Consider the following 15,411-nt stretch of genomic DNA (forward strand, 5'->3'; position numbering starts at 1 on the left):
CCTTAACGACGTCAAGCGCGTCGTACCAGAAATGATCGAGGGCCTGGCGCTTGCCAATGACGGCCGTGTCTACAAGCTCGACGGCAAGCCGGCGCTGATCCGCAAGGACATCCCGGACGGCAAGGTGGCGCTGCTCATCGGCGGAGGCTCCGGCCACGAGCCGCTTTTCCATGGCTTCGTCGGCAAGAACATGGGTGACGGCGCCGCCTGCGGCAACGTCTTTGCCGCGCCCTCGCCCGATGTGATCGCGGCCGCGGCCAAGGCGGTGCATCGCGGCAAGGGCGTCCTGTTTCTCTACGGCAACTATGCCGGCGACAACATGAATTTCGACATGGCCGTGGAACTGCTGGAGGACGACGGCATCGAGGTCCGCACCGTGCGCGTCTGCGACGATGTCGCGGCCGCGCCGCCGGAACGGATGCACGACCGTCGCGGCATCGCGGGCGACATCTACATGATCAAGGTGGCGGGCGGCGCAGCCAGCGAGCTTGGCACGCTCGACGAGGTCGAACGCGTCGCGCGCAAGGCACAGGGTTGGGTGCGCAGCATGGGCGTGGCGGTCTCGGCGGGATCGATCCCGGAGACCGGCAAGCTGACCTTCGAACTCGGGGACGACGAGATCGAGGTCGGCATGGGAGCCCATGGCGAAGCCGGCATCGCACGCCAGAAGCTGAAATCGGCCGATGCGATCGCCGACGAGCTCATGGACAAGATCCTCGCCGATCTGCCGTTCGCCAGGGGCGACGAGGTTGCCTTGATGATCAACAATCTCGGCGCCACCACCATGATGGAGATGCTGATCGTCAACCGCCGCATCCGAGCGATCCTGGAGCGCGAAGGCATCTCGGTCCACCGCACCGATGTCGGCACATGGCTGACCGTGCAGGAAATGGCCGGTTTCTCGGTGACGCTGATGAAGCTCGACGACGAGTTGAAACACTATCTCGACATGCCGGCGGAATCGCTCGGCTATTCAAGGATGTAACGGCGATGATCGAAGCGCTCGATGCCAAGGCTACGCGCGAGATGATGCGCTCCGTCGCGCAATCCCTGATCGACCAGACCGACGTGCTGACCGAGGCCGATTTGACCATCGGCGATGGCGACCATGGCGTCGGCATGCGCCGCGGCTTCGAGGCCGCGCTCGAGGCGCTCGACGCCGGCGCCGCCGAAAGTGCCGAAGCCGCCTATAAGGCGGTCGGCACCGCTATCCTGTCCAATACCGGCGGTGCGGCGGGTGCTGTGTTCGGCACGCTGTTTCGCGCCGGCTCCAAGGCCTTCGCGGCATCCGATGTCATCGACGACGCCTCGTTCGCGGCGGCGCTGGAAGAGGGTCTTGCGGCGGTGCTGAAGCGCGGCGGCGTGACCGAGGGCCAGAAGACCATGGTCGACGCGCTTGCCCCGGCCGCGCGCGCCGCGCGCGCCGCCGTTGGCAAGGGCCTCGCCGCCGCGACGGCGGCCGCCACCCAGGGCGCGCTGGATGGGGTCGAAGCCAGCAAGGCAATGATAGCGACGACGGGAAAGGCGCGCTCGGTTGGCGAGCGCAGCATTGGCTACCCGGATCCGGGCGCGATCTCGGTTTCGCTCATTCTAAAGGCAATGCAGGACTTCACGGCCAGGGCTTGACCCTGCCGGTTACGGGAAAAGGACTTCGACATGGCTGATCTCGACGACATCAAGGACGGCAAGGACTGGGGCCGGGACCGTCCCGCCGACACCAGCCGCTTCTACCTCAAGGGAGCGGCGCATCACGACTGGGGCATGAAGGCGAGGCTGTCGCGCATCTTCAATCCCGACAGTGGCAGGACAGTCATGCTCGCCTTCGACCATGGCTATTTCCAGGGTCCGACGACTGGCCTTGAGCGGATGGACCTTACGATCGCGCCGCTTGCCCAACACGCCGATGTGCTGATGTGCACGCGCGGCGGCTTGCGCGCCACGATACAGCCGGAGGTCAACAAGCCCGTGGTGCTGCGTTGCTCGGGCGGCAATTCGATCCTGACGGAACTGTCCAACGAACTGGTGGCGGTCGATATCGACGATGCGATCCGCCTCGGCGCCGTGGCCATGGCCGCCCAGGTCTATGTCGGTGCCGAATACGAGCACAAATCCATTTCCAACGTCGTCAAGCTCATCGACACCGGCACACGCTATGGCATTCCCACCATGGCGGTTACCGGCGTCGGCAAGGACATGGTGCGCGATGCCCGCTATTTCGGCCTGGCAACGCGCATCGCGGCTGAGCTCGGAGCTCAGTTCGTGAAATCCTACTATGTCGATGAGGGCTTCGAGCGCATCGTGCTCGGCTGTCCGGTGCCGATCGTGATTGCCGGCGGCAAGAAGCTCCCGGAGCGCGAGGCGCTTCAGATGGCGTGGCTGGCGATCGACCAGGGCGCGGCCGGCGTGGACATGGGCCGCAATGTCTTCCAGTCGTCGAACCCCGTCGCCATGCTCAAGGCGCTCGCCGCCATCGTTCATCGCGGTGAGAAGGCGGACAAGGCCTATGCCATGTTCCGCGACCTGGAAACGGCAGAGGCAGCTTGACGATGACCCTCGATGAGGCATCACGCGACGTGGCCCTCAAGCCGATGCAGGGCAAGGTCGTGGCTGTAACCGGCGCGGCGAGTGGAATAGGCCGCGAGATTGCGCGCGTCTTTGCCCAGGCGGGTGCCGCTGTCGCGACGCTGGACATCAACGATGCCGCACTCGGCTCGCTCGCCGCCGAATATGGCTGCCGGCCATACCGGTGCGACGTGACGGATGCGGCGTCGGTGAAGCGCGTGCTCGACCTGGCGGCGGATGATCTGGGCGGCCTCGATATCCTCGTCTCCAATGCCGGCTCCGCCCAGCAAGGCGCGATCGGCGACCTGCCGATGGAGGAGTTGCGGCGAAGCTTCGAATTGAACTTCTTCGGCCACCAGAACGCCTGCCAGGCGGCGATACAGATCTTTCGACGCCAAGGCCGGGGCGGCGCGATCCTGTTCAACATTTCCAACCAGTCCGTCAATCCGGGAAAGGATTTCGGTCCGTACGGCATACCCAAGGCCGCGACGCTGGCCTTGATGAAGCAATATGCGGTCGACCATGGCCGCGAGGGGATCCGCGCCAATGGCATCAATGCGGGGCGTATCCGCTCCGGCCTGATGACCGATCAGATGATCGTTGAGCGCGCCAGCGCGCGCGGGATGACTCCGCACGAATACATGGCCGGCAATCTGCTCGGAGTAGAGGTAACGGCAAGCGATATCGCCAACGCATTCCTGCATCTGGCCCAGATGGACAAGGTCAACGCGGCCGTCCTCACCGTCGACGGCGGCGTCATGGCGACATCGCTGCGATAGCATTGCAGCTTCGAACAGCCAGGCGCATTGCCAAGGTCGGAGGCTCGCGCCTTTCGCGCCGCCGCGTGCAGCGCGGAGCTATCGCTCAATTCAGCCTCGAGAACTGAGCGTAGCATTTTGATGTAGAATAATCCGGCGGACCCGAAAGGTCATCGTTTTCCACAGAAAATCAATACGTTAGCGGCGGGTTCGTAAGTCGTTTCCTTCGTGTTCCCTCGTATGGTCTGGCGAACCTAAGAACCAGGAGGAGGACTAGTTTTCCCTCCACGCAGTGTCTCGTCATCCCGCAAAAAAGGTCGATGAACCGCGACCAACGCGGCTGGTTCGGGGGCCGAGATCGGCCCGTCTCCTTTCGGCGACATCCGCAGTTAAGCAGCCATCCCACTTCGGGTACCCACCCGTTGGGGCGGAGCAACGGAACAGCCCGAAACAAATCCTTCGCAACAAGGATTGACAAATTATGAAACTGCATTCAGTTTCATAATTGGAACAGACAAGCGCTGCCGGCAAGGCGGCCAAACATGGGGAACTGACATGAAGCCACTGATCGCATTGTCGACGGTTGCAGGCTTGACTCTCGCCTGCTCGGGAATTGCGAAGGCCGAGGATGCCGCACTTTCCGGCAAGACAGTCTGTGTGAACAGATATGCGTCGGCCCCCGTCATCGATGACATCCTGAAGGGAATGAACGACGGCCTGAAGGCTTCGGGCGGCGAAAAGATCGTCCAGAATATCCAGAACCCCGAGGCTGACGCCGCAACCCAGCAAACCATAGCGCAGCAATTTGCCAATGGTGGTTGCGATCTCATCGTGGTCATCGGCACCGCCGCGGCGCAATCCATACAGCAGGCGACCAAGACCGTGCCTGTGGTCTTCGTCGGCGTGTCGACACCCGTCGAGGCCGGCATTGTCCAGTCCCTCGAAAAGCCCGGCGGCAACATGACCGGAGTTTCGGATCCCCTCCCTGTCGAATCGGAAATCGACGGCATGCTGAACATCCTGCCAACGATCGAGACGATCGGCCTCATCTACAAGGTTGGTGATCCCGCCGGCGATCCGCTGGCGGCGCGCGCTATCGCGCACCTTGAAAGCAAGGGTTTGAAGCACGTCACCGCGGGCATCGCCAATGCCGGTGAAACCACCCAGGCGGCGCAATCGCTCGTAGGGCGCGTCCAGGCAATCGAGTTCCCCTGCGACACAACGACGATCTCGGGCATGGCAGGCGCTCTAAAGGTAGCCAAGGACGCCAAGCTGCCAGTGTTCGGCTGCACATCCGATGCGGTCAAGGGTGGCGCGATCCTGGCTGGCAGCTACAGTTATGTGACTGTTGGAATGAAGGCGGCCGACCTTGTGGTAGCCGTGCTGAAGGGCGCCAGTCCCGCCACGACACCGGTCATCATCCCCAAGATTGCCGGCTTCGAGATCAACAAGACCGAAGCGGGCGCTTTGGGGCTCAAGATTCCCGAGACTATGATGACCTCGGCGGTCAAAACCTACTGAGGCGAATTTCGATGCTCATCGATGTGCTTGTGATCGGAGCCCAGATCGGGCTCCTCTATGGACCGTTGGCGCTCGGTATCTACCTGGCGATCAACGTGCTCAGCCTGCCGGATCTGACACTTGAGGGCTCGTTCGGCCTCGGCGGCGCGGCAGCCGCGAGCAGCCTTCTCATGGGGTTCGATCCCATCAGTTCGCTGTTGCTCGGCATGTGTGCCGGCGCGCTTGCCGGACTTGTGACGGCTCTGCTGCACGTGATCCTGCAGATGAACGTTCTGCTCGCGGGCATTCTGATGACCACGGCGGCATGGTCCGTCAGCATCGCGGTGATGGGCACGGGCAATGTCTCTCTCGTGCGCGTGGAAACGTTGTTCACCTGGGCCGAGCATCTGGGCCTCGGCAACCAGTCCGCTTCGATACTTGTGGCGGGCGTCGTGACCTTGATTTTCGCCACTCTCCTGGTCTGGCTCCTGCATACCGGATACGGCCTCGCGACGCGCGCAAGCGGGCTGAACATACAGACCGCGCGAAGCCTCGGCATCCGCACGGAGATGCACCAGGTTCTTGGTCTTATGCTGGCCAATTCATTGGCGGCTGCCTCGGGCGCGCTGGTGGCGCAGAGCCAGGGGTTCATGGATGTCTCCATCCAGGGCGGCGTGATCGTGGTCGGCCTCGCAGCCCTGACGATCGGCACCAGCGTCATTCGTTCCGACAAGGTCGCCGTCGGGGTGGCCTCCGTCATCGTCGGCGTGATCATCTATCGCTGTATCGTGGCGCTCAGCCTCAGAATGGGCATTCCGCCAAACTCCGTTCGGCTGATCACCGCGCTCCTGGTGTTCGCCTTCATCGCGGCCCGCATCCACGGAAAGGGCACGCTTACGCTTTCCGGGTTCGAAGGCTGGCGGGCCCGCCGGCGCAAACATTTGCAATTCCTGGAGAACGATCGTGTCACCACCCTTCTCTGAGCGACGCATTGGTGGCGCGCCACCAGCCATACGGCTTCGCCATGCGACGAAGCGCTTTGCCGGCCTTGGCAAAAAGGAAGTCTTCACCGCGCTGGATGATCTGACCCTTGATATCGCACGCGGCTCCTACGTTGCGCTGATCGGCTCCAACGGTGCTGGCAAGTCCACGCTGCTTTCAATCCTCATGGGGACATTGCTCCTCGATGAAGGATCCCTGCACATCGACGACGAGGACATGAGCGAGAAACCCTCGTGGCAGAGGGCTTCCAAGATTGCGCTCGTTCGCCAGAACCCCGAGCACAACGTGCTTTCCTCGCTCAGCATCGAGGAGAATTTCGCACTGGCCGTGATGGGCAGGGAGCGTGCCTTCCGCCTTCGCCGCTATGACCGCGACGGCGTGAGGCTGGCAGCAAGAAGCGCGCTTCAGCGATTTGGCATGGGGCTGGAAGACCGGCTCGGCGAATCGACGGGCACCCTCTCCGGGGGGCAGCGCCAGGCTGTGGCGATGGCGATGGCCGCCGTCCGCAACCCGCGCGTCCTGCTGCTGGATGAGCACGTATCGGCGCTCGACCCCAAGCGCGCGAAAATCGTGGCGGATGTCACCGGAGAGATCGTGCGCGCGCAAGACATCACGACGGTGATGGTCACGCATGATCTTGGTCATGCGCTCAGCCACACCGATCGCGTGCTGATGATGCATCGCGGCAAGGTGGTAATGGATCTGTCGGGCGAGAAGAAAGCAGCGCTCGACGTGGCCGAGTTGGCCGCTCAATTCGAGAGGTTGGTCGGCGAGGCCCTGCCTGATCGCACGCTGCTTGCGGCGGCTTCCTGATGAGAGACGAGATGACGGACCGCAACGCGCCAAATGCCTCGCCGGCTGGAACTTCCGCAAGCCAGAGCCAAACAGGTCCTGCCGGATCCCATCTGGCATTGGGCGATCGCTACGTTGCCGCGCTGAATGCACAGATCAAGGGCGCGGGTGGCGAAGGCAAGAGTGCGCGCACACGCGCGAAGCTGAAACGGGCGGCGTTCGATTGCTTGACGGAAAGCGACCTTGCCAGCCTGACGATCGGCTCGGTCACCGGCAAGGCAAAGGTCGCGGCAGGAACGTTCTATCTGCATTTCGACAGCATCCGCGACCTGGTGCTCGAGGTGTTCTCGGAGTTCGCCGCGGTCGACATCGCGCCGGCGATTCCCGAAGGCGACGAATTTGTCGACCTCTTCTCCCAGATGAAGGCGACATTCATCGAAATCGTGGGGGCATTCCGCCGCCGCCGGATGTTCTTCCGGTCGCTGTTCCAGATGAAGCGGCAGGACGCGGAAGCCAATGCGGTCTGGTTGAGGCTGACCGCGCAGTGGGCCGAAATACTTTCGACCATCGCCAGGGATCATGCCAGGCAGCCGGTTCCCGCGGCCTTCGACCGGTTCATCGGGCACGCAACGAGTGCATTCGCCGACGAGATCATGACGCGCATCTATGTCGACGAGATCTTTGGCGCGGCTTTCCCCGACGATCCGCGCAATGACGAGCACGTGGCCGAGCTCCTGGCCTTCACGCGCCATCGCATGCTGTTCGGCTCCGACCCCGACCCGAAGCTGCTGACGGCGAATTCCCCACTCAATGGCTTCTCCTACCCTGCCAAGCGGTCCTGAAGAGACCCGCCTCCCGCAGGCAACCGTGCGAGGATACTCATGACACTGCGCTATCAGCATTTCATCACGCCCGAAGGCACGAAGGAATTCCCGAAAGTCGTCCGCGGCGAAGGCGTCTATATCTGGGACAGCACCGGTCGCCGGCTGCTGGATGGATCGTCGGGCGCCATTTCGGTCAATGTCGGCCATGCCCATCCCAGGGTGCTTGAAGCGATGCGCGACCAGATGGGGCGCATCATCTACGCGCACAGCATGAGATGGGACAATGACCCCAACGAGCGGCTGGCCGCCAGGCTCGAACGCTTGAGCAACTGGGACTATGGCGCCGCCTTCTTCGTCTCCGGCGGCTCGGAGGCCAATGAGGCCGCGATCAAATTCGCCCGTCAGGTGGCGGTGGCGCGAGGCCAGGCATCACGTTTCAAGATCATCAGCCGCGTCCCTTCCTATCATGGCGCGACTACGGCGCTTCTCGGCATCACCGGTGACCCGGACTATGCGGCAGCCTACAGGCCGATGTTCGTCGACATGCCAAAGATCGACGCGCCGCTGATGTATCGGCGTCCGGCCGGCGAAAGCGAACAGGATGTCGTCGACCGCTGTGTGCGGCAGCTGGAGCAAACGATCCTCCGGGAAGGTCCCGAAACCATCCTCGCCTTCATGATCGAACCGGTCGGCGGCGTGTCGACCGGAGCCCTGGTTTCCCCGGACAGCTATTCCACCCGCATCCGCGAGATTTGCGACCGTTACGGCGTCATGCTGATCTACGACGAGATCATGAGCGGCGCCGGCAGGACGGGCAAGTTCCTCGCCGGTCATCATTGGCCGGATTGCCGGCCCGACATCGTCACGCTCGCAAAAGGCGTCAGCGGCTCCTATGCGCCACTTGGCGTGGTCCTGGCCTCGGCGGACATGGTAAGCGATGTGCGCCGTTCGGGGGGCTTCAAGCACGGCCATACTTATTCGGCCAATCCCGTCAGTTGCGCCGCATCCGACATGGTCCTGAGGGTTGTCGAGGAAGATGGCCTGATGGAACGGGCGCGCAATTTGGGCGCGCTGATCAAGTCCCGACTGGAGGATATCAAAGGCAAGACCGGCATTATCGGCGACATTCGCGGGCTTGGACTGCACATGGCCGTGGAGATCGTCGCGGATCAGGTCACCAAGGAACCGTTCCCGGCAGAGATGCGGGCAAGCGAACGGATCGGAATGATCTGCCGCGACCACGGACTGCTCTTGTTCTCGCGGCGCACCGCGGGCGGTTCGTTTGGAGAATGGCTGATGGTCTGCCCTCCCCTGACGATCAGCGAAGCGGAAATCGAGGAGCTGATGGAATCTTTCACCGCCGGCATCCGCGCTTTCGAGAGCGAGATTTCGGCAAGGCCGGAATGGCGCGCAAGCGCCTGACCACAATGGGCAGTGCGTGCCGCAAGCAAAAGAACGGCTGATTGGACGGCGCTCTTCGGGTGCCGAAAGGAACTGGCATGGCCAAAGCACGGATGATCGGTTGGGCTCACGGCGATTTCGGCAAGTCCGCCGCCCCCGACACCGAGACACTGATGGCAGAAGTCGTTGGCCCGGCGCTCGACCATGCGGGCGTCGGACCCGCCGATGTCGATGGCATCTTCGTCGGCGTCTACAACAATGGCTTTTCCCGTCAGGATTTTCAGGCGGCGCTTGTCGGCATGAAACATCAAGGCCTTGCCGCGACCCCTGCCGTACGCTTCGAAAACGCCTGCGCGACGGGTTCAGCGGCACTTTTTGGCGCACTCGATTTCATCGAGGCCGGTCGCGGACGAATCGCCCTGGTGATCGGCGCCGAAAAGATGACCGGCCTGCCCTCCAGCGAGGTTGGCAATGTCCTGATGTCCGGCTGCTATCGCAAGGAAGAGGCGGATGTGGAAGGCGGCTTCGCGGGCGTATTCGGGCGCATCGCGCAGGCCTATTTCCAGCGCCATGGCGACAGATCCGAGGAATTGGCGATGATCGCCGCGAAGAACCATCGCAACGGAGTCGCCAACCCGGTTGCGCATATGCGCAAGGATCTGGGTTTCGACTTCTGCAATACGGTGTCGGAGCGCAACCCCTATGTCGCCGCACCTCTGCGGCGAACCGATTGCTCCCTGGTGTCGGACGGCGCTGTCGCCATCGTCATAGCGGACGAGGAGACGGCGGCCCACATGTCTCGTGCGATCGCATTTCGCGCCAGAAGCCATGCCAATGACTTCATGGCGCTGAGCCGGCGCGATCCGATCGCCTTTGATGGCGCGCGGCGGGCCTGGGCAACGGCGCTCGGGACCTCCCTGTTGGCCATCGATGATCTCGACCTTGTCGAGACACATGACTGCTTCACCATCGCGGAATTGATCGAATACGAGGCGATGGGCCTGGCGCTGCCCGGCCAGGGGTTTCGCATCGTGCGCGAAGGGGTCGCGGAACGTTCCGGCCGGCTGCCGGTCAATCCCTCCGGAGGCCTGAAGGCGCGCGGCCATCCGCTCGGCGCCACCGGCGTCTCCATGCATGTGATGGCGGCACAGCAACTGATGAACGAGGCCGGCGCAATGCAGGTTTCGAATGCAAGCCTTGCCGGTGTCTTCAACATGGGAGGTGCCGCCGTCACTAACTACGTCTCGATCCTGGAGCGGTCCCGATGAGCAGGCCAGCTGAAGGCTCGATCGAACCGGTGTCCCGGCGCGTGATGAATCTGTCGCATTTCCTCACCCAGGCGGCGCGCCGATTTCCCGAACGGATTGCGTTTGTCTGGGGAGATGAAAGCTGGACATGGCGCGAGATCGATCGGCGCATCGATGCGATGGCTTGCGCCCTTGCTGAAACTTACGGGGTCAGGAAAGGCGATCGCGTTCTCGTGCAGTCGCAAAACTGCAACCAGATGTTCGAGTCCATGTTCGCCTGCTTCCGCATCGGAGCGGTATGGGTCCCCACCAATTTCCGCCAAACGCCTGAAGAAGTCGCCTACCAGGCAGAGGCAAGCGGCGCCATTGGGATGATCTGCGGCAATATGTTTGCGCATCATCAGGCCGCTTGTGCCGCATCCTCCGCGCCTCTGCGCTTCTTCATATCCATCGGCGAAGCTGCCTTCGGTGCGGACTACGACATGGTGGTTTCTCAGCACGACGGCAAGCGGGTCGAAGCGGCGGCGGTTGAACGAGACGACCCCTGCTGGTTCCTGTTCACATCAGGCACGACGGGACGGCCGAAGGCGGCAGTGCTGACGCACGGACAGATGGCGTTCGTCATCACCAACCATCTCTGCGATCTCATGCCGGGGACGACGGAAGACGACGCATCGCTGGTGGTGGCGCCGCTTTCCCACGGCGCCGGCGTTCACCAACTGACACAGGTGGCGCGAGGCGCCAAGACAGTGCTGCTGGCGACAGATCGCTTCGACATCGAAGCCGCGTGGGCCCTGATCGAAAGGTGGCGCATCACAAACGTCTTCACAGTCCCGACAATCCTCAAGATGCTCGTCGAGCATCCGGCCGTGGATCGGTATGACCGCTCATCGCTGCGCCATGTCATCTATGCTGGAGCCCCGATGTATCGCGCGGATCAGGAACACGCCCTGACGAAGCTCGGGCCTGTTCTGGTCCAGTATTTCGGGCTCGGCGAGGTGACAGGCAACATCACCGTTCTCCCGCCCAACCACCATCGACTGGGTGACGGTCCCGATGCGAGGATCGGCACTTGCGGCTTCGAGCGGACTGGGATGCAAATTGCCATCAGGTCGCCCGAGGGCAAGGAACTCGAACTCGGCGAAACGGGAGAAATCTGCGTGATCGGCCCGGCCGTCTTTCCCGGATACTTCCAAAATCCGGAAGCGAACGTGAAGGCCTTCAGGGACGGCTGGTTCTGCACCGGCGACATCGGGCACATGGATCGCGAAGGCTTCTTGTACATAACCGGCCGGGTATCGGACATGTATATTTCCGGCGGCTCGAACATTTACCCGCGCGAAATCGAGGAGAAGATCCTCACTCATCCCGGTATCAGCGAGGTGGCGGTGCTTGGCTTCCCGGACCCGATCTGGGGCGAAGTTGGGATTGCTGTTTGTGTCGCCGCGCCAGGCACCGACGCCGCAACATTGGACATCGATGCTTGGCTGATCGACAAGATCGCACGCTACAAGCTGCCCAAGCGCTATCTGTTCTGGAGCGAGCTGCCAAAGTCCGGTTATGGGAAAGTGGTCAAGAAGACGCTCAAGGAATTGCTCGCCAGCCAGATCCAGCCGAGTCAGGACGATGAGCGACGATAGTGGGATTGGCACGGCAAGGCCGCGGAGGCGACGCTGCTTTCCAACGGACCGATAGTCGTGGCCTGCTGGCAGTTGCAGCGGTGTGGACGCGCTTGCTGGCGTGGCCGGGTCCCATGGTTTTCCTGTGTGAAAGGCTGAAGGGAGGGATTGCCGATTGCACGAACGCGTCCATAGTCACGAGGATGGGGGCGCAGTACGTTGATCTCGTTTTGCTTGAGCAGTCGCTGGCCGATACCGGGGGTTTGAATCGCCCGTTCTTAGATCGTGTGGGCGACATTGCGCAGAAGACGGACGGCTCCGTGTTGTTCGACGTTCGCGTCGAAGGCGATCCTGGCATTCAACGGATCGCGGCAATCGGCTACGGGGCGGACGGCGTCGTCGCGGTCGTCATGGACAGGGACGGAGGACTTGCTTCAGCGCCAGTCGACGGAGGCAGCTACGCCCTGATCGCGGAACTGAGCGCCTGGTGCGCGCTGCCGATGGCCGAGCAGATAAGCGCCAGTTACCTCGAGGCGGCGACCAAGCTGCTTGCCGAACTTGCCAAGGCTGGCCGCATCGAGCGTGACCGTGCGGCCTCCTTGGGTGGCAACGAGACGTCTTAACGTCACAGCTCAAGCGAGGCAACGAGCTCCCGGCCGGTCATGGGCTCAGCACATCTTCGTAGGCAAACAGGCCGGGTACGCCACCCGTATGAACGAAGACCACGTTCTGACCGGCAGAGAAGCGTCCCGTTCTCACAAGATCGATCAGGCCGGCCATGGCCTTGCCGGTGTAGACCGGATCGAGGAGCAACGCCTCCAGCCTTGCGCACAGGTCCATGGCTTCGCGCATGGCTTCAGTTGGCAGTCCGTAGCCTGGTCCCACGTACCCGTCGAGAACTTCCACCTGCTCTCGCTCTATCACCACGGAAGCTCCGAGCTTGGTGGCCGTCTCGCCGCACAATTCGTGCACGCGCGCCTCGATCACATCGCTCGGTTCCGCCGAGCTGATGCCGACCACGGGCGTCTGATGCCCCAGGACAGCGAGGCCAACGAGAAGGCCGGCCTGCGTGGCACCGCTGCCGGTACAGTGGACGATCGCATCGACCGTCAAGCTGCTGTCGCCGCTTTGTCGAACAAGCTCCTCGGCGCAGCCGACATAGCCAAGCGCTCCGGTCGCGGTCGAGCCGCCGATGGGCATCACAAAAGGCCTTCCGCCGCGCTCCCGGATGTCCTCGGCAACACGTTCAAGTTCGATCGCTGGGATTGAATCGCCGGAGACGAAGTGCAGTTCGGCCCCGAACATCCGGTCGAGCAGAACATTTCCGGTGCGGTCGTAGCCCGGCGTGTTGCGCGCGACGTTGCGTGACAAAATAAGTTCGCAGCGCAATCCGTGCCGCGCCGCGACCGCGGCGGTCTGACGGCAATGGTTTGACTGTACGCCGCCGGCCGTCACCAGTGTGTCGGCACCGGAAGCCATGGCCTCGGCAACGAGAAATTCGAGCTTGCGCGTCTTGTTGCCGCCGAGCGCCATACCCGTGCAGTCGTCGCGCTTGACGAAGAGGTTGGGTCCGCCAAGGTGGCGCGACAGCGCAGCCATCGGCTCCAGCGGCGTGGGCGTGTGACAGAAGCGTGATCGAGGGATCGTATCCGGCAACATGGGCGCCTCAACAGTCATTCAGGTCATGGTGCATGAAAGCGGGCCGGCGACAACAGGCTGGGATCAGCGCCTTCGCCAGGAAATGGCATGGGCAGGTCGCTACCGGTCACGAGCGCCGCGGTCAGTTGGCCGAGCGCGGGTCCGGTCTGGATGCCGTAGCCGCCTTGTCCGGCCAGCCAGAAGAAGCCCTCGACGCGGGTGTCCCAACCAACCGCCGGCGTCTTGTCCGCAAAGAACGACCGCAGCCCCGCCCAACTGCGCGAAACATGCGTTACCGGCAGCGCGGCGGCCTGTTGAACGCGATCGACCGCGATGGCGATATCGATCTCTTCGGCCTGTGCATCGCACGGTTCGCTCGGTGTCTCGTCGGCTGGGGAAAGCAGCAGCATTCCCGAGGATGGCTTGAAATAGAACATCTCGTCGACATCGATCACGCCCGGCCAGTCCCCGGCGTTGATGTCGGGTGGCGGTTCGACGAGCATTGCCGTTCGCCGTTTCGGGACCAAGCCAAGCGGCGTGGCTCCTGCCATCGCGGCCACCTGGTCGGCCCATGCGCCCGCCGCGTCGACAAGGATGGGCGCCTCGAAGACGCCGGCCGTGGTCGTCACAATCCATCTGCCACCCGCTCGATCGCCTCGACCCGGGCATTGGTGGCGATCCGCGCGCCCTGACGGCGTGCGCCCCGCAAAAAACCCTGGTGAAGAGCGTCGACATCGATGTCCATCGCCGAACGGTCGAGGAACGCGCTCGCCTCGTACTCAGGTCGCAGGATTGGAATGACTGATCGGCAAGCGTCGGGGTCGAGCCATTCCATGGCTGTTGCCGATTCCGTGCCCCTCTCGGCAAACAGCGCCTCCAGCCCGGGTCTCTGCGCCGCCGTGCCGATCAACATGGCGCCGCGAGGCGTCAGCAAAGGTACGTCGCAGAAGCCGGACGGCGGCTCGAGGAAGAACTGCCGGCTGGCGCGCGTAAAGGCGCGGATAGCGGCGTTCCCGTAACCCTCTATGAAGAGAGCGGCGGATCGTCCCGTTGTGTGCATGCCGCAATGGGCTTCGGCTTCAAGCACGGTCACCTGTCGGCCGGGCGCAAGAAAGAACGCCGCCGAAGCGCCAGCCATGCCGCCGCCGATGATAAGAACGTCCTGCATAGCCTCCCTCGCGCAAGCGCCGGCAGCCAAGCAGAATATTTCCGATCGGTCAAACATCTTTCCTATGATAAAGGCCGCCTCGCTTGTGAGTCGACTTTGTTCGGTCTCAACCCTAGACTGCGGCCAATGTAAAAAGGGTCCGCCATGAGCGATTCGAAGCCAAGTCTGGGAGAATGCCTCAAACTGCTGCGCCGGGAGCGGGGCTGGACGCTGACGCAGGTCGCCCAGATGTCGGGGCTCGCCATCTCCACCCTGTCGAAGGTCGAGAACAACCAGATGTCGCTGACCTATGACAAACTGCTGCAGCTTGCCCAAGGGCTCAAGGTCGACATAACCGAGCTCTTCGGCGTGAGAAAGGCCAGCGTCTCTCCCATCGCGCACGGCGCGCGCGCCGTCAGCCGGCTTGAGGACGGGCGGATCGTCGAGACCCCCAACTACGTCTATCGCTTTCTATGCACGGAGCTGTCGCGCAAGGAAATGATCCCCATGCTGGGGGCAATCACCCAGCAAAGCATCGAAACGTTCGGCGAGCTCATCCGTCATCCCGGCCAGGAGTTCACCTATGTTCTCGAGGGCGAAGTCGAGTTGCACACCGACGTGTACGAAACGCTGAGGCTGAAGACGGGAGAGTCGGTCTACTTCGAAAGCACAATGGGGCACGCCTATGTCAGCGTCGGCGACACGCCGGCCCGGATCCTGTGCGTGTGCACGTCGGCATCCGGCCAGTCGGAGCAGACCCTCATCAGCGGCGCCAAGGGCGTGCGCCCTCATGACGAGCGCGAGACTGTCGAAGCAGAAATGACACTTGGCTAATTAGAAAAATCGCTTTCCTATCAGAAAAATCGGCTTGCCATCCGAAATGCGGGTGTTAGCGTGTGCGAAAGGCATCCCTCGGTGATC

General features: G+C 62.8%; 16 protein-coding genes. 13 read left to right on the forward strand and 3 right to left on the reverse strand.

What is annotated here, in order from left to right; genetic code table 11:
• Nucleotides 1-31 precede the first annotated feature (31 nt).
• The 12 genes from FJ977_RS22070 to FJ977_RS22125 all read left to right on the forward strand — a co-directional run bounded on the left by FJ977_RS22070 (nucleotide 32) and on the right by FJ977_RS22125 (nucleotide 12,328).
• Nucleotides 32-985, forward strand: a complete 954-nt coding sequence (locus tag FJ977_RS22070) for a dihydroxyacetone kinase subunit DhaK (protein WP_140774740.1) — start codon at nucleotides 32-34, stop codon at nucleotides 983-985.
• Nucleotides 986-990: 5 nt separating this feature from the next.
• On the forward strand, nucleotides 991-1,626 hold the full coding sequence (gene dhaL, locus FJ977_RS22075; protein WP_140774304.1) for a dihydroxyacetone kinase subunit DhaL: 636 nt from the start codon (nucleotides 991-993) through the stop codon (nucleotides 1,624-1,626).
• A gap of 30 nt (nucleotides 1,627-1,656) precedes the next feature.
• Entirely contained in the window at nucleotides 1,657-2,544 is an 888-nt protein-coding gene (gene lsrF, locus FJ977_RS22080; RefSeq protein ID WP_140774305.1) for a 3-hydroxy-5-phosphonooxypentane-2,4-dione thiolase, read from the forward strand.
• Nucleotides 2,545-2,546: 2 nt separating this feature from the next.
• Complete coding sequence (locus tag FJ977_RS22085) at nucleotides 2,547-3,341, forward strand: SDR family oxidoreductase (RefSeq protein ID WP_140774306.1); 795 nt, start codon at nucleotides 2,547-2,549, stop codon at nucleotides 3,339-3,341.
• A 534-nt stretch (nucleotides 3,342-3,875) separates the two neighbouring features.
• Nucleotides 3,876-4,841 carry an ABC transporter substrate-binding protein gene (locus FJ977_RS22090; protein ID WP_140774307.1) on the forward strand — a complete coding sequence of 322 codons (966 nt, stop codon included), beginning with the start codon at nucleotides 3,876-3,878 and terminating at the stop codon, nucleotides 4,839-4,841.
• Between the two features lie 11 nt (nucleotides 4,842-4,852).
• Nucleotides 4,853-5,803: an ABC transporter permease gene (locus FJ977_RS22095; RefSeq protein WP_140774308.1), complete on the forward strand. Its 951-nt coding sequence runs from the start codon at nucleotides 4,853-4,855 to the stop codon at nucleotides 5,801-5,803.
• Nucleotides 5,784-6,635 (forward strand): ATP-binding cassette domain-containing protein, encoded by an 852-nt coding sequence (locus FJ977_RS22100; protein ID WP_181180010.1) that lies wholly within the window; start codon nucleotides 5,784-5,786, stop codon nucleotides 6,633-6,635. Before FJ977_RS22095 ends, FJ977_RS22100 begins: the two co-directional genes overlap by 20 nt.
• Before the next feature lie 98 nt (nucleotides 6,636-6,733).
• Nucleotides 6,734-7,456, forward strand: coding sequence for a TetR/AcrR family transcriptional regulator (locus FJ977_RS22105; protein WP_181180011.1), 723 nt, complete (start codon nucleotides 6,734-6,736; stop codon nucleotides 7,454-7,456).
• 39 nt (nucleotides 7,457-7,495) lie between these two features.
• Nucleotides 7,496-8,860, forward strand: coding sequence for an aminotransferase class III-fold pyridoxal phosphate-dependent enzyme (locus FJ977_RS22110; protein ID WP_140774311.1), 1,365 nt, complete (start codon nucleotides 7,496-7,498; stop codon nucleotides 8,858-8,860).
• Nucleotides 8,861-8,937: 77 nt separating this feature from the next.
• Complete coding sequence (locus FJ977_RS22115) at nucleotides 8,938-10,107, forward strand: acetyl-CoA acetyltransferase (protein ID WP_140774312.1); 1,170 nt, start codon at nucleotides 8,938-8,940, stop codon at nucleotides 10,105-10,107.
• A complete protein-coding gene (locus tag FJ977_RS22120) occupies nucleotides 10,104-11,726 on the forward strand; it encodes an acyl-CoA synthetase (RefSeq protein ID WP_140774313.1) in 1,623 nt (540 codons plus the stop codon). The genes FJ977_RS22115 and FJ977_RS22120 overlap by 4 nt, the downstream gene beginning before the upstream one ends.
• Nucleotides 11,727-11,839: 113 nt before the next feature.
• On the forward strand, nucleotides 11,840-12,328 hold the full coding sequence (locus tag FJ977_RS22125; RefSeq protein ID WP_181180012.1) for a hypothetical protein: 489 nt from the start codon (nucleotides 11,840-11,842) through the stop codon (nucleotides 12,326-12,328).
• Between the two features lie 37 nt (nucleotides 12,329-12,365).
• Here the strand turns inward: FJ977_RS22125 and FJ977_RS22130 are convergent, their stop codons facing one another.
• Genes FJ977_RS22130 through FJ977_RS36780 form a run of 3 tightly spaced genes read right to left on the reverse strand, consistent with a single transcriptional unit; the run spans nucleotide 12,366 to nucleotide 14,511 of the window.
• Nucleotides 12,366-13,382, reverse strand: coding sequence for a D-cysteine desulfhydrase (locus tag FJ977_RS22130; RefSeq protein WP_348643220.1), 1,017 nt, complete (start codon nucleotides 13,380-13,382; stop codon nucleotides 12,366-12,368).
• Between the two features lie 5 nt (nucleotides 13,383-13,387).
• On the reverse strand, nucleotides 13,388-13,972 hold the full coding sequence (locus FJ977_RS36775) for an FAD-binding oxidoreductase (RefSeq protein ID WP_210243851.1): 585 nt from the start codon (nucleotides 13,970-13,972) through the stop codon (nucleotides 13,388-13,390).
• Nucleotides 13,969-14,511: an FAD-dependent oxidoreductase gene (locus FJ977_RS36780; RefSeq protein ID WP_210243852.1), complete on the reverse strand. Its 543-nt coding sequence runs from the start codon at nucleotides 14,509-14,511 to the stop codon at nucleotides 13,969-13,971. The genes FJ977_RS36775 and FJ977_RS36780 overlap by 4 nt, the downstream gene beginning before the upstream one ends.
• Before the next feature lie 144 nt (nucleotides 14,512-14,655).
• Here FJ977_RS36780 and FJ977_RS22140 point away from each other — a divergent pair, with 144 nt between their 5' ends.
• A complete protein-coding gene (locus FJ977_RS22140; protein WP_140774315.1) occupies nucleotides 14,656-15,324 on the forward strand; it encodes an XRE family transcriptional regulator in 669 nt (222 codons plus the stop codon).
• Nucleotides 15,325-15,411: the final 87 nt, after the last annotated feature.

Source organism: Mesorhizobium sp. B2-1-3A (assembly GCF_006442655.1).
In the GTDB taxonomy this organism is placed as follows: Bacteria; Pseudomonadota; Alphaproteobacteria; order Rhizobiales; family Rhizobiaceae; genus Mesorhizobium.